The sequence below is a fragment of the Actinopolyspora xinjiangensis genome, from assembly GCF_900104475.1.
In the GTDB taxonomy this organism is placed as follows: Bacteria; Actinomycetota; Actinomycetes; order Mycobacteriales; family Pseudonocardiaceae; genus Actinopolyspora; species Actinopolyspora xinjiangensis.
In genome coordinates this window covers 184,461-206,931 of record NZ_FNJR01000012.1, presented here as the reverse complement: position 1 = coordinate 206,931, position 22,471 = coordinate 184,461, and the positions used below count along the sequence as shown (strand labels likewise).

Annotated in this window: 21 protein-coding genes and 1 tRNA gene; 7 read left to right on the top strand and 15 right to left on the bottom strand. The window is 68.7% G+C overall.

Going from position 1 to position 22,471, the window contains the following annotated elements; all coding sequences use genetic code 11:
- Positions 1-28: 28 nt before the first annotated feature.
- The 3 genes from BLQ75_RS18455 to BLQ75_RS18445 form a co-directional block, all read right to left on the bottom strand.
- Positions 29-1,084, bottom strand: a complete 1,056-nt coding sequence (locus BLQ75_RS18455) for a tyrosine-type recombinase/integrase (protein ID WP_092603910.1) — start codon at positions 1,082-1,084, stop codon at positions 29-31.
- Positions 1,077-1,553 (bottom strand): hypothetical protein, encoded by a 477-nt coding sequence (locus BLQ75_RS18450; RefSeq protein WP_139183029.1) that lies wholly within the window; start codon positions 1,551-1,553, stop codon positions 1,077-1,079. Before BLQ75_RS18450 ends, BLQ75_RS18455 begins: the two co-directional genes overlap by 8 nt.
- A gap of 136 nt (positions 1,554-1,689) precedes the next feature.
- Positions 1,690-1,776, bottom strand: a tRNA-Leu gene (locus BLQ75_RS18445).
- Between the two features lie 119 nt (positions 1,777-1,895).
- On the opposite strand from BLQ75_RS18445, the gene BLQ75_RS18440 reads away from it, so the two are divergent.
- A complete protein-coding gene (locus tag BLQ75_RS18440) occupies positions 1,896-3,257 on the top strand; it encodes a M20/M25/M40 family metallo-hydrolase (RefSeq protein ID WP_092603908.1) in 1,362 nt (453 codons plus the stop codon).
- 182 nt (positions 3,258-3,439) lie between these two features.
- Positions 3,440-4,450, top strand: coding sequence for a tyrosine-type recombinase/integrase (locus BLQ75_RS18435; protein ID WP_092603907.1), 1,011 nt, complete (start codon positions 3,440-3,442; stop codon positions 4,448-4,450).
- Between the two features lie 10 nt (positions 4,451-4,460).
- On the opposite strand, the gene BLQ75_RS18430 is transcribed toward BLQ75_RS18435, so the two are convergent.
- Both BLQ75_RS18430 and BLQ75_RS18425 read right to left on the bottom strand, forming a co-directional pair.
- A complete protein-coding gene (locus BLQ75_RS18430; protein WP_092603906.1) occupies positions 4,461-5,123 on the bottom strand; it encodes a VOC family protein in 663 nt (220 codons plus the stop codon).
- Between the two features lie 165 nt (positions 5,124-5,288).
- Entirely contained in the window at positions 5,289-5,651 is a 363-nt protein-coding gene (locus tag BLQ75_RS18425; RefSeq protein WP_092603905.1) for a hypothetical protein, read from the bottom strand.
- Positions 5,652-5,925: 274 nt separating this feature from the next.
- Between BLQ75_RS18425 and BLQ75_RS18420 the strand changes: the two genes are divergently transcribed.
- The 3 genes from BLQ75_RS18420 (at position 5,926) to BLQ75_RS18410 (ending at position 9,258) form a co-directional block, all read left to right on the top strand.
- Positions 5,926-6,753 (top strand): glycerophosphodiester phosphodiesterase family protein, encoded by an 828-nt coding sequence (locus BLQ75_RS18420; protein ID WP_092603954.1) that lies wholly within the window; start codon positions 5,926-5,928, stop codon positions 6,751-6,753.
- A 130-nt stretch (positions 6,754-6,883) separates the two neighbouring features.
- Positions 6,884-8,299: an MFS transporter gene (locus BLQ75_RS18415; RefSeq protein ID WP_092603904.1), complete on the top strand. Its 1,416-nt coding sequence runs from the start codon at positions 6,884-6,886 to the stop codon at positions 8,297-8,299.
- Between the two features lie 602 nt (positions 8,300-8,901).
- The gene (locus BLQ75_RS18410) at positions 8,902-9,258 is read left to right on the top strand and encodes an RNA polymerase-binding protein RbpA (RefSeq protein WP_092603903.1); all 357 of its coding nucleotides are present in this window, start codon (positions 8,902-8,904) and stop codon (positions 9,256-9,258) included.
- Between the two features lie 162 nt (positions 9,259-9,420).
- Here the strand turns inward: BLQ75_RS18410 and BLQ75_RS18405 are convergent, their stop codons facing one another.
- From BLQ75_RS18405 to BLQ75_RS18390, 4 genes are all read right to left on the bottom strand, one after another.
- Positions 9,421-10,224 carry a polyprenol monophosphomannose synthase gene (locus BLQ75_RS18405; protein WP_092603902.1) on the bottom strand — a complete coding sequence of 268 codons (804 nt, stop codon included), beginning with the start codon at positions 10,222-10,224 and terminating at the stop codon, positions 9,421-9,423.
- Between the two features lie 91 nt (positions 10,225-10,315).
- Positions 10,316-11,962, bottom strand: a complete 1,647-nt coding sequence (lnt, locus tag BLQ75_RS18400) for an apolipoprotein N-acyltransferase (RefSeq protein ID WP_244515694.1) — start codon at positions 11,960-11,962, stop codon at positions 10,316-10,318.
- A 111-nt stretch (positions 11,963-12,073) separates the two neighbouring features.
- The gene (locus BLQ75_RS18395; RefSeq protein ID WP_092603901.1) at positions 12,074-13,726 is read right to left on the bottom strand and encodes an amidohydrolase; all 1,653 of its coding nucleotides are present in this window, start codon (positions 13,724-13,726) and stop codon (positions 12,074-12,076) included.
- A 199-nt stretch (positions 13,727-13,925) separates the two neighbouring features.
- Positions 13,926-14,531, bottom strand: coding sequence for an FxsA family protein (locus BLQ75_RS18390; protein WP_092603900.1), 606 nt, complete (start codon positions 14,529-14,531; stop codon positions 13,926-13,928).
- 205 nt (positions 14,532-14,736) lie between these two features.
- Between BLQ75_RS18390 and BLQ75_RS18385 the strand changes: the two genes are divergently transcribed.
- On the top strand, positions 14,737-15,825 hold the full coding sequence (locus tag BLQ75_RS18385; RefSeq protein WP_092603899.1) for a GDSL-type esterase/lipase family protein: 1,089 nt from the start codon (positions 14,737-14,739) through the stop codon (positions 15,823-15,825).
- 7 nt (positions 15,826-15,832) lie between these two features.
- Here BLQ75_RS18385 and BLQ75_RS18380 read toward each other — a convergent pair whose 3' ends face one another.
- The 6 genes from BLQ75_RS18380 to BLQ75_RS18355 form a co-directional block, all read right to left on the bottom strand.
- Positions 15,833-16,537, bottom strand: coding sequence for a class I SAM-dependent DNA methyltransferase (locus BLQ75_RS18380; protein WP_211481451.1), 705 nt, complete (start codon positions 16,535-16,537; stop codon positions 15,833-15,835).
- 331 nt (positions 16,538-16,868) lie between these two features.
- Positions 16,869-17,342, bottom strand: coding sequence for an Lrp/AsnC family transcriptional regulator (locus tag BLQ75_RS18375; RefSeq protein WP_043574872.1), 474 nt, complete (start codon positions 17,340-17,342; stop codon positions 16,869-16,871).
- On the bottom strand, positions 17,339-18,493 hold the full coding sequence (locus tag BLQ75_RS18370) for a M24 family metallopeptidase (protein WP_092603898.1): 1,155 nt from the start codon (positions 18,491-18,493) through the stop codon (positions 17,339-17,341). Before BLQ75_RS18370 ends, BLQ75_RS18375 begins: the two co-directional genes overlap by 4 nt.
- Before the next feature lie 254 nt (positions 18,494-18,747).
- Positions 18,748-20,064 (bottom strand): MFS transporter, encoded by a 1,317-nt coding sequence (locus tag BLQ75_RS18365; protein WP_092603897.1) that lies wholly within the window; start codon positions 20,062-20,064, stop codon positions 18,748-18,750.
- The gene (locus tag BLQ75_RS18360; RefSeq protein ID WP_092603896.1) at positions 20,061-20,627 is read right to left on the bottom strand and encodes an ArsR/SmtB family transcription factor; all 567 of its coding nucleotides are present in this window, start codon (positions 20,625-20,627) and stop codon (positions 20,061-20,063) included. The genes BLQ75_RS18365 and BLQ75_RS18360 overlap by 4 nt, the downstream gene beginning before the upstream one ends.
- A 106-nt stretch (positions 20,628-20,733) precedes the next feature.
- Positions 20,734-21,216, bottom strand: coding sequence for a hypothetical protein (locus BLQ75_RS18355; protein ID WP_139183028.1), 483 nt, complete (start codon positions 21,214-21,216; stop codon positions 20,734-20,736).
- Positions 21,217-21,451: 235 nt separating this feature from the next.
- On the opposite strand from BLQ75_RS18355, the gene BLQ75_RS18345 reads away from it, so the two are divergent.
- On the top strand, positions 21,452-22,399 hold the full coding sequence (locus tag BLQ75_RS18345) for a 5'-3' exonuclease (RefSeq protein ID WP_092603951.1): 948 nt from the start codon (positions 21,452-21,454) through the stop codon (positions 22,397-22,399).
- The last annotated feature ends 72 nt before the right edge of the window (positions 22,400-22,471 follow it).

Sequence of the window (22,471 nt, the reverse complement as noted above, 5' to 3'; positions counted from 1 at the left end):
GAACGTCGGGCACCAGCCACGACGGCGTTTATCCGGGCTGGGCCAGTGGGTGGTCTTCTCCGGTCAGGGCGGTCAACGCCGTGGCGATTTCGGGGAGTCCGGCGCGGACGTAGGTCGCCGTTGCCCCGTCCTGGCCCGCGTGGTCGGTGTGGCCGGCGTAGGCCCGGGCCACCGCGTAACCGAAGTGGCGCTCCACCCACGTCAGAGTGGTATACCGCAGCCAGTGCGTGCTGACCTGCTGCGTGGCCACCCACGACACGTGCCGCCCCAGCCGGTGCCACAGATGGTCATACCGCCGATGCGTCAACGCTGCCCCGCTGTGGTAGCGCAGCACCCTCCCATCACCGGAGGCGTGCGCGCCCCGCTGGTCGGCGTGCTCCCGCAGGTGCCGCATGAGTGTGGGCGAGACCGGCTGCCACCGCACCGTGTCGTTCTTCTCCCGCAACAACACCAGACACTGCTGCGGATCCAAATCAGCCACCCTCAACGCCAGGGCACCCCCGCGGCGGCAGGCCGTCTCGGTGTGCAACCGCAACAACAACGTGTCCAACGCGGGATCATTACCCGTCGACGCGGCCACCCGGTTCAACTCCGCCACCGGCCGCTCACCCAACCCCCGACGCGTACTCGGCAACCGACGCGGCATCACCACCCGCCGGGCCGGATCCTGCGACTCCGACAGCAGCCCATCAGCCACCGCGTGCCGATACACACACCGCAACGCCGCGATACAGTGCTCCACCGCACTCCGCCCACCCCGCGCGTTGCGCCGCAGCACCCGCTGAGACCGCACCCACTCAGCCAACTGCTTGACCTCCGACGCGGTGGGCTCATCCAACCGCCGAGAACCCCACACCTCCAACACCCGCTTCCAATACGAGCCATACACCCGCCTAGTGCCCACCGACACCGCCTGCTGCACCACCGGCACATACTCAGCAAACGTCGGCACCACAGAAGAGCCCACCGAGGCCCCGACCAGATCCTCCGGCGCCACCCCCATCCGCGCCAACACCAACCGAGCCGCCTCCAGCTCCGACGGACCGGGACCGGTGCTGCCTGACTGCTCCCTGGGATCATTCATCGGGGCTCACCCCCAGCACCGCCGCGTGCCGCTCGGCCAGCGCCGCTTCCACCACCACCGGCGGGTGCACCAGCAGCACCCCCTGCCGCGGCGATCCCGCCAACAGCACACGATCACCCGAGGTGATCCCGCAGCGCGAACGCGCCCGCGCCGGAACCACCACATACCCCGCCCCGGAAAGCCCGTAGAGCCCGTCCGAGTGGGCCCGCAGCAGCACCGAACCCGCGAGCACACCGAGCTCACAGCACTGATCACGCCCCCAACCCAACGCGGCCACCACAGCACGATCACCGACCCGGCCCGAGGCATCCACCCGGCCCATGCCGAACACCCACGACGACACCCCGACAGACTCCGGCACCTCGGCCAGCGGAAACGCACGCGGCGACACCCCACCAGCCACCGGAATCCGGGCGGACTCACCACACCCAGCACCGGGAACCACCGCGGACACGACCGACTCAGCCATGCCGACCACCACCCCGGCGGCCACAGCACGACCCACACACAGCCAGCGCGTCACGACATGAAAAACAGCGGCACCCACGGCGCCGCGACAACAGACCTTCGAACCTCGCACATCGGGGAAATTTCCCCTGACAGGGTGTCGGAGGGGGGACTTGAACCCCCACGACCATTAATAGGTCACTAGCACCTCAAGCTAGCGCGTCTACCGTTTCCGCCACTCCGACGCAGTAGCAGCTCGGTTTGTTCCGAACCCCTCATTGCGTTGTGATACTACGATAACTGATCGATGCGACGCCCCTACAACCACCCCCCTCCTTCGCGTCGAAGGTGGTAGAAAGGCCAGGTGAGCGCACATGTTGATCCCCAGGACGAAAGCCCTTCGAGCACTGATCCGGACCTGCGCGCGGCCGAGGAAGAGGTCGTCGATCTCGCGAGCGAACTGATCCGGTTCGACACCAGCAACACCGGTGATCCGGCGACCCTGCGACCGGAGCGACCGGCTGCCGAGTACGTGGCGGAGAAGCTCGGCGAGGTCGGGTTCGAGACCACCTACGTGGAATCGGGTGACACACCGGGACGTGGCAACGTCGTCGCCCGCCTACCGGGCGCTGACCGCCAACGGGGCGGGCTGCTGGTACATGGCCACCTGGACGTGGTTCCGGCCGACCCGACCGAGTGGTCGGTACACCCCTTTTCCGGCGCGGTACGGGACGGCTACCTGTGGGGCCGCGGCGCGGTCGACATGAAGGACATGGTGGCCATGACGCTGGCAACAGCACGCCGGCTCGGCCGGGACGGCATTACTCCACCACGCGACCTCGTGTTCGCCTTCCTCGCCGACGAGGAGGCAGGCGGACTGCAGGGCGCCCAGTGGCTGGTGGACCACCGCCCGGAACTGTTCGAGGGCTGCACCGAGGCCATCAGCGAAGTCGGAGGCTACTCCGTGACCTTCGGGGACGGCGTTCGGGCATATCTGATCCAAACGGCCGAGAAGGGAATCCGCTGGCTGAAACTGCGTGTCCGCGCCCGCGCGGGCCACGGCTCGATGGTGCACGAGGACAACGCGGTGACCCAGCTCGCGCAGGCGGTCGCCCGGCTGGGGCAGCACAGTTTCCCGGTCGTGCTCAACGACAGCGTGCGGGAGTTCCTGGACGGGGTCAGTGAACTCACCGGTTGGAGCTTTCCCGAGGACGACCTCGACGGTGCGATCGCCAAACTCGGCAACCTCTCCCGGATCATCGGCGCCACCGTCCGCGACATCGCCAACCCGACCATGCTCGACGCGGGCTACAAGGCCAACGTGATTCCCTCGGTGGCCGAGGCCTCGGTGGACTGCCGCATCCTGCCCGGCCGGGAGGAGGAGTTCGACCGGGAGCTGGCTGACGTCCTCGGGCCGGACGTCGAACGGGAATGGGTCGGCCTGCCACCGGTGGAGACCCGCTTCGAGGGGGAGATCGTCGAGTCCATGACCCGCTCCCTGCTCACCGAGGACCCGGCCGCCCGCACGCTGCCGTACATGATGTCCGGCGGCACCGACGCCAAGTCGTTCAGCAGGCTGGGCATGAACTGCTTCGGCTTCGCCCCGCTGCGCCTGCCCGCCGATCTGGACTTCTCCGCGCTGTTCCACGGGGTGGACGAGCGGGTCCCGGTGGACTCACTGCGATTCGGCACCCGAGTGCTGGACCACTTCCTCCGCACCTCCTGAGCGGCTCATACGCATCCCCCACCAAGGACGATGTGCGCCGCGCCACGGACGTGGTGACCGACGGCCCACCGGTCACCATCGTCCACGCGCGGCGCGCTGCGCCCGGAGACTTCTCGTATGATCGACTTCGTGCGAAGGCCCGGTACGGGTCCCGCCCCGAGAGAACATCCGGAGGTGTCACGGTGCCGACCGGTGCGCGGGACGCGCGAGGAGCGTCCACGCTCACGGACTGGATAGCCGCCTATCTGGAGCACCTGCAGGCGCGGAAACTGGCCGAGAACTCACTGCGGGCCTATCGGCGCGACCTCGAATCGATCGCATCGGAGTTGGCCGAGATTGTCGGGGTGACCGGCGACGAGCTCCCCGTGGAATCCGTGACGGCGCAGTCGCTGCGCTCGGCGTTCGCCAGGCATGCGGCCAGTCGCTCGGCTTCCTCGGTCACACGCGCGTGGTCGAGCTGGAACGGGTTCTTCCGGTTCCTGGTGGTGGAAGGTGCCACCTCCGGCAATCCGATGCCCGTGGTTCCCAAACCACGGCTCACCGCCACCACCCCGAAACCGCTCGACGGCGAGGAGACCCCGGAACGGTTGCTGCGCTTGGTCGCCCAGGGGGCGCGCAAGGCGCGCGAACCATGGCCGGAACGGGACCTGGCGATACTGTCCACTCTGCTGTGCACGGGGCTGCGTTCGGCGGAACTGCTGGGTCTGACCGTTTCGGCCCTGGCGGGCAGACGCGGGGAACGGCGGTTGCACGTCCACGGCAAGGGTGGTGCCAACAGATCCATACCCATCGACGAGTCCCTGGAGAAGGTCCTGGAGGACTACCTTGAGACCCGTAAACGACGGTTCGGACGGCGACTGCCCGGCGGTGAGCCGCTGTTCGTCAATCACCGGGGTGAACCGCTACGGCGCGGGGGACTGCAGTACCTGGTCAGACAGTCGCTGCGTGCCGCGGGCGTCTCCGACCGGGTGCGGCGGGGTGCCATGGTGCACGCACTGCGCCACACCTTCGCGACCCGGTTGGCGGAGGACGGCGCGAACGCCGCCGAGATAGCGAAGCTGCTCGGCCACTCCTCGATCAACTCGAGTCAGACCTACATCGACGTGACCGCCCGCGAACAACGACTCTCCGTCCGGGCGAACCGAACACACGGGGTGCTGAACGAGCTGTCGCGGAACCCTGAGTCCGAGTGAGTCGCCTCACTCAACCGCCCCAGCGTCCTGTCTCAGCAACAAGGGCGCAGACGGCCCCGTCCGGATCGGCGATCACCAGGGAGTCCCCCAGGGAGTCGTGCCGCACGCGTTCCAGCACCGATCCGCCCAGTTCCTCGACTCGCTCGGCCGCCGCGTCCAGCTCCTCGACGACGAAGTAGCACAACCAGCCGGTACCTTCCGCCTCACCGCGCGGACCGGTTCGCGCCGCCACCGGGCGCTCCTCCACCGTGTAACTCGTTCTCCCCCACTCCGAGCCGACCGTCCAGATCAGTGACTCGCTCCAGAAACTGTCGGCGGACTCGGCCTGGGCGGTGTGCAGTTCCACCCAGCACGGTTCGCCCCTGCGCGGCGAGGGCGCCCAGGGACCGTGCTGCGCGCGGCCTTTGACCATACTCGCGTGAGTGTCCTCGGGACCGGCGAGGTCTCCGTCCGTGGTGGCGCCCGCGAACACGAGCCGCCACTGCGGAGCCCGTCGGGAGCGGTTCGTACGAACGATGGCGCACTTGCGCTCACCGACCCAGCAGTCGAACCCCTCCTCGGATTGCAGCACCGTCCAGTTCAGCAGTTTCCGGTAGAAGTGGGTGGTGGCGGCGGGATCGGGAGTACGCAGCTCGGCGCGGCGCAGGCCGCGGACCGCAGAGGTTGGGGGCAACGTTGTAGCTTCCTAGCCGGTACCGGGAGTGACCGGGAGTTCCGACGACCGCGGTATCGCCGTGACGATCACTCGCTTGGGGCAGAGTTCGGCGTATCATGTTGGCCAACCGCGCCGACATTGACAATGCTCCGTTCGGAGCAACGGTGACCGACATTCGTTCCGTTAGCGAATACGTTCCAGCTCACGCGCGCTGTCCAGCAGTTGTTGCGCCAACCCACGGACCTCGGCCTGCTCCGCGCCTTCCCTGGCCGCGGTGGCGACGTCCTCGGCCGCACACCGCAGCTGGAACAACCTGTCCTGCAGGTCGTCGAGTTCAGCGCCGGAAAGCACCACCGCGTCCTCCGGCAACCCACCGCGCTGTACCGCCGCACGGCGCTCGTAGGCACGCTGTCTGCAGGACTGCGCGCAGTACATGCGCGGACGACCGACACTGCCCGCGCCCGGTATCCGACGGCCGCACCACGAACAGTGTCGAGGTGTTCGGCTGCGTGGCTGGAGCGATTCGAGATCGGGTGTTGTCTCCACGGTTGACCACGCTAGTCCGAATCGAGCTCATTTGCGGGGAGCCACGCCGAAAAATCCTCCGCCACAGCCCGAAAATCGCGACAACGGCTTCGCCGGTGATACTCCTCAGCCTCGAACGACCCACTTCCGAACCTCCGCTGTCGAGACCGGCGCACAGTGCTTCTACCCGGGCCCGCTGGACCTTGGAAGGGCCGCCCAGCAGCGCGGGAACACTCCGCCGGCTTCCGGAAAACCCCGTGACGCCCCGACGAACCCCGCGTTGCACAGTGGTGCGATGTTCGGCTCGTTCACACCGATCTCTCGACGGCACCCCTTCCTACGTCCGGAGCTGCACCCGCGCGCCTTCGCACACCGCGGCTGGCACATCGGCGAACTCGTGGGTATGGAGAACTCGCTCAGCGCCTTCCGCCGCGCGTTTCGAGAGGGCTTCCTTTACCTGGAAACCGACGTTCACGCCACTTCGGACGGTGTGGCCGTGGTCCACCACGACCCCGATCTGCGCCGTACCACCGACAGCACGGGCGAGATCCACAGGCACCGCTGGTCGACCGTAGCCGCGGCTCGTATCGGTGGGCGTGAACCGGTGTGTTCACTGGACCAGTTGTTGGAGGAGCTTCCCGAGGCCCTGCTCAACATCGACGTCAAGGCCGATTCCGCCGTGGTGGCCACGTTGCGGACGATCCGTCGCCACGACGCCTGGCACCGGGTGTGCCTGGCGGGATTCTCCGACCGGCGCCTGGGAATGCTGCGGACCCACGGTGATCCCCGGTTGCTGACCTCGATGGGACCGCTGGAGATCGGGGGTATCTGGTCGGGGTCCCGCCCGGGAGCCGCCCTGCTCTCGGCGGCGGTGCGCGGTGGCACGATTCCGAGCGGGGCCGCCGCCCAGGTTCCGCGCCGACACCGTGGACTGCGGGTGGTGGACCGACGTTTCGTCGAACGAGCCCATGCCAGGAGCACCGAGGTGCACGTGTGGACGGTGGACGAGCCGACGGAGATGGCGGAACTGTTGGACACCGGCGTCGACGGACTGCTGACTGATCGCCCGGACCTGTTGCGTGGACTCCTGCGGCAGCGAGGGCAGTGGCCCGTGGTTCGGTAGAACAACCGTCCCCGAACAGCGTCCGGCCGGCACCACTTCTGAGTGGAACTACGCATTGTCCCGACCGGCTCGGGCAAGAAAAGTCCTCGAAGTAGTCGGACGCAGTCACCTACTTCGAGGACGGCCACACATGAGCGCCCCACACGCGGAGTTCGCCACCGAAACCGCTCGACGGCGCGAGCATCGCGGTTGGTGCTGGTACGACTGGGCCAACTCGGTGTTTCCCACTTCGATCACCACGGTGTTCCTGTCGCTGTACCTGACCACGGTGGCGACTCGTGCCGCCGAGTCCGACGTGGCGCGCAACGGCATGGCCGCCTGTCCGGGTGGCGACGCGCTGCAGCGCTGCGACATCGCCGTGCTGGGCTGGTCGTTTCCGGCCGGTTCACTGTGGGGCTACCTGCTCTCGGCTGCCGCCGTGATCCAGGTGCTGGTCCTGCCGATCGCCGGGGCGATCGCCGACCGGACCCGCGACAAGCGGAGAATGCTGGGCACCTTCGCCTTCGGCGGCGCGGGAACCACCACCCTGCTGGCGTTCGTGGACGGACGGAACTGGCTGCTGGGCGCGGTACTCTTCCTGCTCGCGAACCTGTGCTTCGGCGCGGCCGTGGTGGTCTACTACTCGCTGCTGCCGGAGATAGCCGGCCCCGACGAACGTGACGCCCTGTCCACGCGGGGTTGGGCGTTCGGCTATCTGGGTGGTGGCGCGGCTCTCGCACTGCACCTGGTGATCTACGTAGGGCACGGGGCCCTGGGAATCGATCAGGGCACGGCCGTACGCCTGGTCTTCGTCTCGTGCGGCGTGTGGTGGGCGGCCTTCACCGTGCTGCCACTCCGGACGCTGCGCGGACACGGCTCCGCACCCGACTTCGCCTCCGGCGCCACCTCGAAGGAGACGATACTGGGCACCGGATTCCGGCAACTGGCCACGACCCTGCGGCAGGCGCGGCGCCTGCCGCTGACCCTGGCCTTTCTCGGGGCCTACATGGTCTTCACCGACGGCATCAGCACGGTGTTCAAGGTTTCGGCCCAGTACGGCGATCTAGAACTCGGCCTCGACCGGCAGGTTCTGATCACGACGATCCTGATCGTGCAGTTCATCGCGTTTCTCGGAGGGATGCTGCACGGATGGGTGGCCCGCGGGCTGGGAGCCAAGCGCACGATCATGCTCAGCCTGCTGGTCTGGATCGTGGTGCTGGTGGGCGCGTTCTTCATCCGTCAGGGGCAGCCGCTGCAGTTCTACGGGGTCGCGGCGGGTATCGGACTGGTGCTGGGGGGCACGAACGCGTTGTCGCGTTCGCTGTTCAGCCAGATGATCCCGGCAGGCAGCGAGGCCGAGTACTTCTCGCTCTACCAGATCGGCGAGCGGTCCACTTCGTGGTTGGGACCGTTGCTCTTCGCGGTCGTGGGGCAGACCACCGGATCGTTCCGGCTGGCGATCCTGTCACTGCTCGGTTTCTTCGTCCTCGGTCTGCTGCTGGTCGCGTTGGTGCCGGTCCGGCGTGCGATCCGGGAAGCGGGCAACTCGGTTCCCGAGGCGCTCTGAGGTACCGGCCGCGCACCGGTTCGGAGATGAGTCGCGGGGCACTGAGATCCCCGACCAGGGGCCGGTGGGTTCGGGCGTCGGGGCGGGGCGAACGGTGGTGAGGGCCGTTCTACCGGGCCTGTCCGTATCGCCCGAAAAGGTGGTAGTGCGACTGCACGGCACGTCGCCGCACGCGACACTGCTCCAAATCAGTGACACTATCCCCCCGCTCATACGTGTGTTGGCATATTCCAGTACCTTGCGTCACTATCGGATCGAGTACGACAGCAGTCACTACGAGTAACAAAATGATCGCTCCCTAACTCAAATGGGAAAGTGATATCGGTCCCATTCCGGGAGATGTCCGCGTTCGCATTTGGTCTGAGTAGCGGGTGTTCTGGCACTATCACCCGTTCAGGCGTACCTGTGGGTTACGAGGGGGAAAACGCGTCACGAACCTCGCAACCGTGCATCTCACAGGTAGTCAACCCAGTTGACGAGTGAATGTCGTCACCGACGGCAACCAGAAACCCCACACCGGGAACAGACGACGAGGTCCACGTCGTTGCACTCGGTGAGCACAGCCGCCCGGCCCCCCGGGCCCCGAAGCGAAAGGAACCGTCATGGCCGATCGCGTTCTGCGTGGCAGCCGGCTCGGAGCGGTTAGCTACGAGACGGACCGTAACCACGACCTCGCACCGCGCCGGACGGTGCGCTATGCCTGCTCCAAGGACCACGAGTTCGAGGTGCCTTTCTCCGACGACGCCGAGGTCCCGTCAACCTGGGAATGTCGCCTGCACGGCACCGAGTCGAAGATCGTCGACGGCAGCCAGCCGGAGCAGAAGAAGGCCAAGCCGCCGCGCACCCACTGGGACATGCTGCTGGAGCGCCGCAGCATACCCGAGCTCGAGGAACTGCTCAACGAACGGCTGGAGGAGCTGCGCGCACGCCGCAACCGGCCCAGCGAAAGTACGAACTGACAGTGCAGCCGTACACGGGCGTCCGCTCCGGCAGGTGAGCGGGCGCCCGTTCGTTCTCACCTCACCGAGAAACCCGCTCGGCGGTGCGTCCCGCCTCACTCGTACGGAGCGCCACCCGTAGGCTCCCGGAGAATCCCAACTACCGGAACAACAGCTCGGTGCTCACCGACGCGGATGACGCCGTGGCACGATCGTGCGCCGTGCCAGTGCGAGCAGCCTGCCACCGCGCCTGCGCAATCCCCACTTGGTCACCCGGAACAGCGCCTCGCGCACGATCGCCCCGGTCATCTTGGACTCACCGCTCTCCCGCTCCACGAAGGTGATGGGCACCTCGACGACACTGCTGCCCGCCTCCACGGCCCGCATCGCCAGGTCCACCTGGAAGCAGTACCCCTGCGAGGCGACGGTGTGCATGTCCAGACCGCGCAGCACCTCACTCCGATACACCCGAAACCCCCCGGTGAGATCGTTGATGCCGACGCCGAGCGCCCACTTGGAGTAGAGGTTTCCGCCCCGCGAGAGCAGCGAGCGGTACCAGGGCCAGTTCAGCACCCTCCCGCCGGGGACATAGCGCGACCCCAGCACCGTCCCCGCACCTCGGGCGGACAGCGTCTCGAGCATGGTGGCCAGCTGCTCCGGAGCGTGGGACCCGTCGGCGTCCATCTCCACGACCGCCTCGTAACCACGTCGCAGCGCCCAGTCGAACCCGGCGACATAAGCGGCGCCGAGGCCGGCCTTGGCCTCGCGGTGCAACACGTGGAGCCGCTCGTCGGTCTCGGCGAGCTCGTCGGCCAACGCTCCCGTTCCGTCCGGGCTGTTGTCGTCGACGATCAGGACGTGCGCGGCGGGCACGGCCGCTGTGAGCCGCCGCACGACGGCTCGCAGGTTGTCCCGCTCGTTGAACGTCGGGATCACCACGAGCACCGAGGAAGGGGGCGCACTCGATGATCGCCGCGGGTTCGTCATCCTTGTCTCCTCGCATACGCGCCGACATGACCGGCACCACACGACGGCGCGGTCCCCGACCGGCACGGCCGAACGGCCACCGACGCACAACTCACCGGACCGGCTCCACCGCGCGGTCGCGATACCGACGCAGCGAGGTCGTCAGCACCGCCCCGACACCGAGAGCGCTCACCAGCCACGTCACGTACCGCCCGAGAAAGGTGGCCACAGTGTTCGACGAACGCAACGGCACCTCGGACACGACCGTCTCGGCGGTGAACTGCTCCGTGCGCCGCTTCACGCTTCCGTCCGGACGCACCACGGCGCTGACCCCGGTGGTCGCGGCGACGACCATCGAGCGGCCGTGCTCGACGGCACGCAGCCGCGCCATCGCCAACTGCTGGTGGCTCATCTCCGAGTGGCCGTACCACGCGTTGTTCGTGGGCAACGCGAACAGGTTCGCCCCAGCACGGGCCGCCTGCCGGAACACGTCGTCGTAGGCGACGTCGTAGCAGATCCCGACACCCAACCGGACGGAACCTGCCCTGAGCAGTCCGGGCTCGTCGCCGGCGACCATGTCCTGCTGGAACCGCCGGACGAACGGGCTGACCGCACCGGCCACCGAGCGCAGCGGAATCTTCTCCGCGAACGGCACCAGGTGCTGCTTGACGTACTCGCCGCTCGCACCGGTCTCCGGCCCCCACCGCACTATGCGATTGCTCAGCCTGCCATCCGGCCCGTAGGCGAGACCACCGACGATCACCGGGGAGCCGATCCGCTCGGCGATGCGCCGCAACGCCGGGTCCCGCCTCTCCGGCCCCCACGAACCGACCTGCTCGGGCAGCAGCACGAAGTCGGGGCGCCTGACCCGCCCGGCCGCCACGTCGTCCGCCAACCGGCGAGCGGCGCGGATGTGGTTCAGCCGTAGCTGCCGGTCACGATACAGCAGGTCCAACCCCACGTTCGGGGCACTGCCCTGCACGGCGGCGACCGTGGCCGTGTCCGAGCTCGCGGTAGCGCCGACGGTGGGAAGCACCGCGAGTCCGCCGAGGACCGGTACCAGCACGGCACAGAGCGGCACCACGAACAGTCGGCCACGGCCCGTCGAACGCCGCTCTCGACCGCTCCGAGCGGCGACGTCCCGCCGAAACCACGGCAGCCGAACGAGCGTTTCGGCCAGCCCGGCACCGACCAGAGCCGCCCCCAGACCGACCAGAGCGGTGCCTCCCAACGAGGCCAGCGGCAGCAGCACACCCCCGGTCTGGGTGAACGCCAGCCGCCCCCACGGAAAACCACCGAACGGCAGGCTGGAGCGCAGCACTTCGGCGGTCAGGAAGACAGCGGCCTGCCACAACGGAGCTCCCGGCAGCCTGCTCACCCGCGCCGCACCCGCTCCGGCGAGACCGAAGAACAGCGACTCCACCAGGCACACACCGAGCCACGGCCACGGACCGAACTGCGCTCCGAGGAAGTCCAGCAACCAGCCGAGCAGCGGAAGCGTGTAGGCCAGCCCGAACAGCAATCCGTACCCGAATCCGGCGCGGGCGCGAATCCGACGTACCGCGAGCACGAACCCGGCGACCGCGAGCGGGGCGAGCCACCACAGGTCGCGCGGTGGACCCGACCAGTACAGCACGAGACCGGCCGAGACGACCAGCGCCAGCCGCGCGAGGAGCGTGCGGCGAGCACGTCCTACGCCGCGCCCGGACGCGGGGCCGGAACGCTGTCCGTCTCCCGGGCTCACTCTGGGGATAACCAACCGATCAACCTTCACCACCAACGAGCACTCGGCCACCGCGTCACCGGCGGCGCACGACGCGAATCTACTCCGCCGCCGCGCTGCGCCGAACACGCGCCGTGGTGCGGGAACTCACGGGAAAACGACCGGCAGCGGTGCCGTGTCGGCCTGGTGGTCGTCGTCGCCCCAGTCGCGCTGGTGAATGGTTTCACCACGTAGCACGGTTCGCAGGCAACGCGGCAACCTCGCTCCGGGGGACACGTCCGGCAGGGCGGGAACCCCCGAACGGGAATCGGTGGACCAACGGCGCACTCGCGAGTCCTGCACCGGCGAGACGAACTCGTCGACCTTCCACACGGCATACGTGGCAGCGGCACCGGGGACGAGGGTGCCCGTGGTCCCGTCGTTGACCCCCGCTGCTCGCCAGCCACCCCGGGTGTGGGCGTTGAACGCGGCCCGCGGCGAGATGCCGAATCCCTCGGTGCGGTGGTGTACGGCCGCACGGACGGCCTCCCAGGGGCCGACCGGGGTTACCGGCGCGTCGGAGCCGAAGGCGAGCACCAGCCCGCTGGAGGCCAGTTCGGAGAACGGATTCAGCCTGGCACCGCGCCGAGATCCGAGCCTGCTGGCGTACATCCGGGAGGTGCCGCCCCACGACGAGTCGAAGCACGGCTGAACCGAGGCCACCACTCCGTAACCGGCGAGCTCCCCGGCGAGTTCGCCGTCGATCATCTCGAGATGTTCCAGCCGGTGCCCGCTGCCCGCCAGCGCCGGGGTACCGACCACCCGAGCGGCACGACGGAACCCTTCTCCCACCTCGGCGACACCGGCGTCACCGATGACGTGGAAGCCGGCCTGCACACCGTTGCGGGTGCAGTCCACGAGGTGCTCGGCGATGGCGTCGGCGTCCAGGTACAGCACACCCGAGGTGTTGGGTGAGTCGGTGTAGGGCTCCCGCAAAGCGGCGGTACGCGACCCCAACGCGCCGTCCACGAACAGATCGCCGCCGAGTCCCTTGGCCCCGAGTTCACGCCCGGTTTCCAGCGCTCCCAGTTCCCCCCAGTACCCGACCACCTCGGGAACCCCACCCTGGCGGGAGAGCATGAGCAGATCGGCCAGGTCGTCGGCACCCGAGATGTCCGGCCCGGCGCACTCGTGCACACTGGCGATCCCCTGGGAGGCGGCGTGTCGCAGGAACGCGGCCTGAGCCTCCCTGCGCTGCAACGGGCTCAGCGACTCACGCGCGGCGCTGCGCGCGTGGTGGTGCGCGACACGTGTGAGCGGACCTTCCTCGTCCCACCCCTCGGCCCCCTTCGCCAGGGGCGCGCGGTCGAGCAACGCGCTGGAGACGAGTGCCGAGTGCACGTCGATGCGGGAGAGGTAAACGGGGGCGCCGCGAGCCGCGTCGTCCACCTCCGCCCGGGTCGGAGGACGCTGCTCGGGCCACCAGCTCTCGTCCCAGCCGTGCCCCCAGACGAGCCTGCCGGGGTGCTCGGCGACGTAGTCACGCAGCGCGTGCAGGAACTCGGTCAGCGAGGCGCAGCCGGTGAGGTCGAGGCCGTTGAGCAGCAGTCCGCTCGAGGTCGCGTGCACATGCGAGTCAACGAAGGCCGGTGCGACGAACGCACCGGCCAGATCGACGATCTCGGCGTCCGGATGCAGCGCACGGCCAACCGTGTCGGTGCCGACCCAGGCGATCGTGCCGTCCCTGACGGCCATCGCGGTGGCATCCGGATTGCCCGGCGAATAGATTCTTCCGCCGAGCAAAAGCGTGGTGTCGGACATGTATCGGACCTGGCCCCTGTAGTTCACCCTCGCGTGTGCAACCTGCGCGAACCGCCCAACCATTATTCGGCGCTTCCCGAGTCGTGTGTTCGGCCGTACCGCTACGCGGCGTCACCGGCACGACTCGTCGCCGTCGGTCGCGGTCGCCCCGAAGTAGCTTAACCCGCTGCTTGTACCGACCTGACTACAGCCGACCCACTCAGGGCCGCCACCGGTACTGCCCCCGGTCGTCGTCGGGGCCGCCCATTCCACCCTGGTCCAGCGGTCTGGAACCGTACTCGGGTGGTTGCCCTTCGTCGTCCTCGGAGACGGAAACGACCTCGCCGTCGATCACGTCCTCGTCATCACGTCCTCGTCTCCCGTTCCGAGCGGCACCGGAGCCGGGGGACGCGAAGGTGTCCGGCCCGAAACCGGCGGGGCCGAAACCGACCATGCGTTCCCGCATGCGTTGCTGCTGACGTTCTGCGCTCCGCCGCATCCGGGTCCGCAACAACGCTCGAATCGGTGGCAGCAGCACCAGCAGACCGAGGACGTCACTGAGCAGGCCGGGAACCATGATCAGCAGCCCACCACCGCCGATGAGCACGCCGTCCGACACCTCGCGCTCGGGCGGGCGGCGCGTGCGCGCGGCCTCACCGAACTCGCGCAGCGCCCTGCGGCCTTCGCGCCGCAGCAACCAGGAACCGACCAGCGCACCGGCGAGCAGTAACCCGATGGTGGGAAAAACCCCGATGAGCTGGCCGACCAGGACAAGCACGCTGATCTCGACGGCGACCCCGACGAGCAGCAGGATCAGTATCGGCACGTCGCGCTGGCACCTCCGCTGACAGACTCTTCGTAGTGGACAACGCGCGAGCAAACCGAATTACTCCCGCCCCGGTTCACTCCGCGACGACTCGACGGCGCTCGCCCGCCGGGCACGGGTGAACCGGTGGTACTCGAAACGTTACCCGAACTTCCCTCGGGTACCGTGCCGTGCACCGCACGCGGGGCCATAGACTTCACCGGTGATGCGAACGCGCCGGTCGAAACTGATCACCCTGTTCCTCGTCGGAAGCGTGTTCGCACTGGTGGTGCTGGTCAGCGACAGGCCCGTACCCGTCCCGCACCCGCCCGAACCGGAGCTGCCCCGGGCGGTGGTCACCATGGGCGACAGCACGATCTCCGGCGAAGGCGCGGGTGACTATCTCCCCGGCACGGACGGGCGGGACGGCAACTGGTGCCATCGCTCCTCCGAGGCCGTGATCCACCAGCTCGATCTTCCCTCCGAGGTGAAACGCTTCAATCTCGCCTGTTCCGGCGCGAGAGCGGGCACGGTCGGCCTGGACCCCGGAACGAACGCGGCGCGGAGCTCGCAGGCGGCCGAACTGGCGCGGCTCGCCCAGCGATACCGCATCACCGAGATCGTGGTGGCCGTCGGGGCGAACGACGACCCCGACTTCGTCGGTGTACTGAACTCCTGCGTCCAGGCTTGGATCTCCAAGACCCCTGGAGGCTGCTCGAAACGACTGCGGAGCGAATGGCCCGAGCGGGTGGAAGACATGCGACCGAAGGTCGGCGAGGCCCTGACCGACATCAAGGACGTGATGCGCCGGGCGGGCTACACGCGGGACAGCTACTCACTGGTGCTGCAGTCCTACGCCTCACCGGTGGGACCTGGTATCCGCCCGGATCTGCACGGGTTGTCCGGTTGCCCGCTGCGAGACGTCGATGTGCGCTGGGTCCGGAACACGGCCGTCCCGCGGCTCTCGGCCGGACTGCGCGAGGTGGCCGAGCGGCAGGACGTGCGGTTCCTGGACCTCTCCCGCGCCGGGCACGGACACGAGGCGTGCACCGCGCCCGACGAATCGGCCGACACGGAGTGGTTCCGTCGTCTCGCGGTCGACTGGAAGGACCTGGAGCACGAGAAACGTGCCTCGCACGCGATGCAGGAGTCGTTCCATCCCAACGCGACCGGCTACGCGCGCATCGCCGGCTGCCTCGACGAGTTCCTGTCCTCCGAACGGCGTCAAGCGGGTTGCTTACCCGACGGTGAGGGGGCGCTGCGCATGGTGCCGATCGAACGGGTCACCGCCGAACCGACCTCCCGGGGCGACTAACGCACCGTCAGCCCACCGTGAAGGCCTTGACGAACAGGAAAACGGGCTTGCTGCTCAGCTCCACGTAAGCGTCAGGAGAGAGATCGTTGAGCTCGGGCAGTGGACGCGGCTCCCCCACGGTGTCGACCACGAAACCGCATCGGTGCAGCTGCTCGAACACCGCCGAGAGCGGTCTGCGGTAGAAGGAGACCGAGACTTCCTGTCCCCCCACCGGCCAGGTCTCGGCGACCAGCTCGGTGCGCAGGTAGTCCGGTCGCCCGAACCACTGCCAGTCCGCCGCCGGGTGATGTACGGAGAAGACCAGCTCGCCCCCCGGAACCAGACACCGGTCCAGTTCGGTCAGCAGCGGTTCCCAGTCCGGCAGGTAGTGCAGCACCAACGAGGCCACCACCAGGTCGACGCTCGAGGCGGCCACGGTCTCGAGCGGTTCCGAGAGGTCAGCCACCTCGAACCGGGCACGCCCACCGAGCCTGCGACGGGCGAGTTCGATCATCTTCGGTTCGCGGTCCACTCCGAACACCGAGGCACCGCGTTCGACGAGCTGTTCGGACAGCACTCCGGCCGCGCACCCGAGTTCGAGCACGTTCCTGCCGGAGACGTCGCCCGCCAGCCCCAGGATGGCCGGGCGGTCGTAGTAGGCGTTGGCCGGACTGTGCTCGGAGTGCAGCGCGTAGGCTTCCGCGAACTGATCGTAGATCGTATTGCGTGCCACCCTGTCACGGTAGTGGAAGCCGCGGCGATCTTCCTCTCGCGCGACACGCCGGAGAACGGCGTGTCCCGCTTGCATCCACCGAACGTGAATCCCGCCAGCTCTTCGACACCACCAGCACCGCCCCCAGCGCTCCCGCAGACCGAACCCCGACCAGCCTCGCGAGCCGAGCCCCACCACTCACGCAGCAGGCACCGCCGCCGACTCTCCCGCGTCGCCCCTCGCGAGGAAGGCTCGACGTGGCGTAGTACCTACTCGATGTCGGGCCTCCCGGAGCGAGAGCCGTGCGGGAGATTCCGCCAAGCGACCCCCCGAAAGCCGAGAAGAATTTCGATCAAAGTTCCGGAGGGCGGTTCTCGAAGGGGGTGGACAGCACCACGGTGGTCCGGGTGGAAACCTTCGCCGACTCCCGGATCTGCCGCAGCAGGTCCTCCAGAGCCAGTGGTGAGGCCACCCGAACCTGCAGGATGTAGGACTCGTCCCCGGCCACCGAGAAGCAGGACTCGATCTCGGGCAGGTGCTCCAGCCGCTGCGGGTAGTCGTCCGGGGCCGCCGGGTCGATCGGGGTCAGCGAGATGAACGCCGTCAGCGGCAGTCCGATCTGCTCCCCGTCCACCCTGGCCGTGTAGCCACGCAGCGCTCCGCGTTGCTCCAACCTGCGGACACGCTGGTGCACCGCCGAGACGCTGAGCCCGACCCGTTCCCCGAGATCGGTGAAACTGCAACGGCCGTCCCGAAGCAGTTCTCGGAGAATGGCCCGATCGGTCGCCTCGAGCTCGGAACTCTGCGCGGCATTCCGGTCTGTCACGTCGGCAGCACCACCAACTCGTGCGGCTGGTTGTTCACACTCTCCACGCCGTGCTCGGTGACCACGACGATGTCCTCGATCCTGGCACCCCAGTGTCCCTGCTGGTAGATGCCGGGCTCGATACTGAAGGCCATGCCGGGTTCGAGCGCGATGTCGCTGCCGCCCATGATGTAGGGCTCCTCGTGCACGTCCAAGCCGATGCCGTGCCCGGTGCGGTGCACGAAGCAGTCACCGAACCCGGCTGCGGTGATCGGCTCCCTGGCGGCGGCGTCGACCTCGGCGGGGGTGGCACCGGGGCGTACGGTTTCGACCGCGGCCCGCTGGGCGGCGTGCAGCACTTCGTAGGTGCCGCGCACGTCGGCACCGCGCGGCTCGCCGAGCGAGTAGGTGCGAGTGCAGTCCGAGTTGTAGCCGCTCGGCATGGGACCACCGATGTCCACCACGACCACGTCCCCCTCCTGGATCACCCGTTCGGAGAGAGCGTGGTGCGGGCTGGCGCCGTTCGGCCCGGAACCGACGATCACGAACTCGGCCTCGGAGTGTCCCTCCTCGACGATCGCCCGGCTGATGTCGGCGCCCACCTCGGCCTCGGTACGCCCCACCTGGAGGAACTCACCCATCCGGGCGTGCACCCGGTCGATGGCGGCACCGGCCTCGCGCAGGGCCCGGATCTCCTCGGGATCCTTGCGCATGCGCAGCGCGCGCAGCACCGGGTTCGCCAGCAGCTGCTCGGTTCCCGGCAGAGCGCCGCGCAGCGGCAGGGTGTGCAGCGCGGGCATCACGTCGGCCACCCCCACTCGGGAAGGCGTGGAGCCGCCCCTGCGCAACAGGTCGGCGACCATGGTGTGCGGATCCTGCCCGTCGACCCAGGTGGTGATCTCGAGTCCCAGTTCCTGGGCGGGCACCTCGGAGTAACCGAGCTCCTCGAGCTTGGGGACGACGAGCACCGGAGAGAGCCCGCTTCCCGCGGCGGGCAGCACCAGGCAGCTGAGCCGTTCGAAGGACTCACCATCGACCCCGATGAGGTAACCGAGGTCGGATCCCGGTGAGATCAGCAGCGCGTCGATGTCCGCGGCGGCAGCCTTCTCGGCGGCGCGCTGTAGCCGCGCCGAGAGCACTGTGGGGTCCTGCTTCGTTGCAACGGTGGACATGGTTCAACTCTATGTGCCCCGGTAGCGCTCGGGGCAGCTGGCCGGTACGCGCGGAGCGGCATCCGCACGACCGCTCCCCGGGTACCGCACCATTTCCGTTCGAGGCCCGACCGAGGCCACTGGGGGCGAGCAGCGTCTCGGAGACGAATCGGCGCGCGCCGCGGGGCGGTCGTGCGTCCCCCGGAAGCGGCGAGCAGCGCGTGACGGTTCCGGAGCGCACAACGGGAGGGGGAAGCGCTCCGGAACCGACACGATCACCATCCCGGGTTCTCGGCCCGCCGACCACCACCCGGAGGTGACGAATCCGATAACTCCTGTCCGCCGTGCGGTGTACTGGCCACTGTCTCCGCTGCCGTCGTCCGCGGCCGGGGACGGTCCATCTCCCGCCAGCTCTTCCCGAACACCGGCATCACCAGCACCACCAGATAGGCCACGGCCGTGCAGCTCAACGTGGCACGCAGCCCGAGGGAGTCCACCGCCAACCCGCCGAACAGCACTCCCAGCGGGGTGCCGCCCTGTGCGACGAGGGTCGTCAGGCTCAGCACCCGACCGCGCAGTTCGGCCGGTACCCGTTCGTAGGTCACGGCGGCCAGGATCGGGTTGATCATCCCGGCGAGCAGTCCGCCCCCCACCACCACGCCGAGCAACACCGCGAATCCGGCGCCTCCGGCAAGCGCGAGATGCGGCGGTACCGGCCCGAACGCGAAGGCGAACACGAACAGGGCTCTTCGACGCCGCATCCGAGCACCGAGCCAGGTGAACAGCAGATTCCCCGCCAGCGCGGCCCCGCCCAGCGCGCCGACCAGCACACCGAGTGCCACGGAGTCGTGCAGGACCCGAGCCGAGTAGATGGGAAGGAAGACACCCGTGAACGCCAGGTCAAGGGTGTTCGTCAGCAACAGCAGCACCATGATCCCGGCGATCAGCCGGTCACGACGAAGGTAATCGAGTCCCGCCGCGTACCGGCGCGAGAACCCTTCGGGTTCCCTGAACCTTGAGACGGTCACCCCGTGGCAGGCGCAGGCCGCGAGCGACGCGGAGAGCAGCATCGTCGCGGTGCTGATCCAGAGCACTCCCGAAGGGTCGAACAGCGCCAGCGCACCACCGGCCAGCGGTGCCCCGGACAGGTGGCCCGCGCGGAGTGCGGCGTCCATACCTCCCGCACCGCGTTCCATGGGCACCCCCGCCCTGGTGACCAGTTCAGGGACGGCGACCCGGCGGGCTGTCTGGCCGGGCTCGCGGAACGCTCCGAACGCACCGGCCAGCAACATCAGCGACCAGAGTTCGAGCCCGGTGGTGGCCTGCGCCAGCGGTATCGCGCCGACGCACAGCGCGGCGCCCAGATCGGCCAGCGGGGCGGTTCGTGCAGGTCCGGCTCGGTCGATCAGCGGCCCACCGAGCGCGGCGGTCAGCAGCATCCCCGCGAGTTCCGCCGCGGTGACCATGCCCACGTTCGCCGCGCTCGCGGTGGTCAGGAGCACGAACCACGGGATCGCCACGAATCCGGCCGCGCTGGCGGTGCTGACGGTGCCGGTCGACAACCACAGGGTCAGCAGCCGTAACCGGTTCATTCCCGCCGCTCCCCTCGCGGGAACGCCCGCAGCTGCACCAGCACCGTTTCGTCACCGGGAGCGGGAGCGCGGCGGTAGCGCTCCACGAGCCTGCCCGCTTCGGCCGTGAACTCGGCCAGTTCGGTGTGCGAGAGGGACAGCACCCAGTCCGACAGTTCCGAGGCCTCGACCCACTCACCGGACCACTCCGGCAGCGTGGCCAGGAACCGGGTGAGTTCGCGGTGGTGGTTGGCGGCCACCTCGTGCAGCAGGGTACTCAGCGTCGGGCCGAGTTCGGCGTCGGCGCTGAAACTCTCCGGACGAAGCGCTGTCTCCGAGTGCATCGCCCGCCACCAGCGTTCCCGGCGGTTGCCGCGTTCGGTGTCCTGCTCGACGAAACCGTGCTCGGCGAGCTGCCGCAGGTGCCAGCTGGTGGTCCCCGAGCGTTGCTCGAACCGCTCGGCCAGCTGCGTGGCCGTGGCCGGGCCACTCGCGCGCAGCTCGCCGAGGATCCGGATGCGCAACGGGTGAGCCAGGGCGCGCAGGCTCGCCGCGTCGAGTTCGTAGCTGTCCCGTTCGGTCACCCGCCGAAACCTAAACCACCAAGGGAACTCTGCCAAGTTCCCTTGGTGAATCGCGTTGTTCCGGAGTTCCGGAAGCGGGGCGCGGACCCGCCTGTCCGGGGGGCGGTCAGCTCGACGATCCGAGCACGGCCAGGACCGACACAGCGGCGACGATCAACACGAGAACCCAGCACAACCCGGGCCTGCGAGCCACCGGACCGGCGAACGCCCTTCCGAGTACCGCGCTGAGCACCGCGAAGGGGACGACGAAAACGGCGAGGGAGTAGAAGAGGGGATCGTAGAGGATCAGGAACGAAGCGACGAATCCCGCCACCACACCCGCCAGTGCGAAGGCCAGCAGCGTCAGCGGAAGCCGTGCTCGCGCGCAGATCCGTTCCGTCAGCAGGGCGAGCGGAAGGCCGGGGAACAGCACCACGGGCGCCGAAACCTCGGCGATCACCGTCACCCCCTCGGCCACTTCCCGCATCCTGTCCGGCCAGTCGAGGTATCCGGTACTGACCAACCCCAGCAGTGCGAAACAGGCCGGTGTGGTCAGCACCGCGACCGCCGTCCCGGCCAGTACTTTCCTCGATGGGGGTGGAAAACCCACGTTCGAACGTTTTTCATGATCCACCCGTGGAGGGTTGCACGGCGAAGCGGAACGCGTGTGCGGTTCGGACCAAGACCACCCCGCCACGCCACGAGAAACGGCACACCCGCCCCGTGGTGGCCGTGGCCGATTTCGCCCCGGACGGGACGAGAACCGCCACACCGGTCCGAGCCACCCGCCAGAGGGCGTGCCGGACCGGCGACGTGACACGCTGAGCGGCGTGAAATCATCGGTGATGCTGCTCGACTCGGCCGGAATCTGGTTCCGCTCCTACTACGCGTTGCCGGAGTCACTGACCTCCCCGGACGGAACGCCGGTGAACGCGGTACGCGGGTTCTGCGACATGCTCGCGAAACTGCTCACCGAACGCGGACCGCACCGCCTGGTGGCCTGCCTGGACAACGACTGGCGCCCCGAGTTCCGGGTACGCGCGCTGCCCTCGTACAAGGCGCACCGGGTGGCCGAGCCCACTTCGGATCCCGGAACAACGGACACCGGGACAGTGGAGGAGGCGGTTCCCGACACGCTGGAACCACAGATTCCGGTGATCCTGGAACTGCTGGCCGCCCTGGGCATCGACACCGCCGAGGCCGAGGGTCACGAAGCCGACGACGTCATCGCGACGCTGGTGACACGGGAGGACACCGATCCGGTAGAGGTGATCACCGGCGACCGCGACCTGTTCCAACTGGTACGGGACTCCCCCACCACCTCCCGGGTCGTCTACATCGGTGGCGGACTGGCCAAGGCACAGGACTACGGCCCGGCAGAGCTGGCGCAGCGCTACGAGCTGCCCATCGAGGACACCGGCCGCGCCTACGCCGAGATGGCCGTGCTGCGGGGCGACCCCTCCGACGGACTGCCCGGGGTGGCCGGGATAGGGGAGAAGACGGCGGCCAAACTGATCACCCGGTTCGGATCGCTGGCCGAACTGCGCGCGGCGGCCGAGGCAGGGGCTCCCGGGCTGACCAACCGCAACCGGGAGAGGCTGTTGGAGGCCGCCGAGTACCTCGACGCCGCACCGACAGTGGTCAACACGGTGACCGACTCCCCGGTGACCCACAGCCTGCCCACCGACGCGAAACCGGTTACCGCATTGGACATCGAGCGGGTCCGCGAGTTGCAGCGGGAATGGGGCCTCGGCAGCCCGGTGGACCGGCTGCTCGCCGCGTTGGCGGGCTGAGCTCGCCCGGGACGGCGGGGCGCACCGCTCCATCCCGAGCAGAGCACCCGAGCACGCGGGCCCGGCGAGCTC

Excerpts from the sequence above, each read along its gene's own strand:
- BLQ75_RS18415 (WP_092603904.1), top strand. The coding sequence starts at position 6,884 with ATGAGCGCCCCACACGCGGAGTTCGCCACCGAAACCGCTCGACGGCGC.
- BLQ75_RS18455 (WP_092603910.1), bottom strand. The coding sequence starts at position 1,084 with ATGAATGATCCCAGGGAGCAGTCAGGCAGCACCGGTCCCGGTCCGTCG.
- BLQ75_RS18410 (WP_092603903.1), top strand. The coding sequence starts at position 8,902 with ATGGCCGATCGCGTTCTGCGTGGCAGCCGGCTCGGAGCGGTTAGCTAC.
- BLQ75_RS18365 (WP_092603897.1), bottom strand. The coding sequence starts at position 20,064 with ATGAACCGGTTACGGCTGCTGACCCTGTGGTTGTCGACCGGCACCGTC.
- BLQ75_RS18345 (WP_092603951.1), top strand. The coding sequence starts at position 21,452 with ATGCTGCTCGACTCGGCCGGAATCTGGTTCCGCTCCTACTACGCGTTG.
- BLQ75_RS18370 (WP_092603898.1), bottom strand. The coding sequence starts at position 18,493 with ATGTCCACCGTTGCAACGAAGCAGGACCCCACAGTGCTCTCGGCGCGG.
- BLQ75_RS18405 (WP_092603902.1), bottom strand. The coding sequence starts at position 10,224 with ATGACGAACCCGCGGCGATCATCGAGTGCGCCCCCTTCCTCGGTGCTC.
- BLQ75_RS18385 (WP_092603899.1), top strand. The coding sequence starts at position 14,737 with ATGCGAACGCGCCGGTCGAAACTGATCACCCTGTTCCTCGTCGGAAGC.
- BLQ75_RS18395 (WP_092603901.1), bottom strand. The coding sequence starts at position 13,726 with ATGTCCGACACCACGCTTTTGCTCGGCGGAAGAATCTATTCGCCGGGC.
- BLQ75_RS18420 (WP_092603954.1), top strand. The coding sequence starts at position 5,926 with ATGTTCGGCTCGTTCACACCGATCTCTCGACGGCACCCCTTCCTACGT.
- BLQ75_RS18450 (WP_139183029.1), bottom strand. The coding sequence starts at position 1,553 with ATGGCTGAGTCGGTCGTGTCCGCGGTGGTTCCCGGTGCTGGGTGTGGT.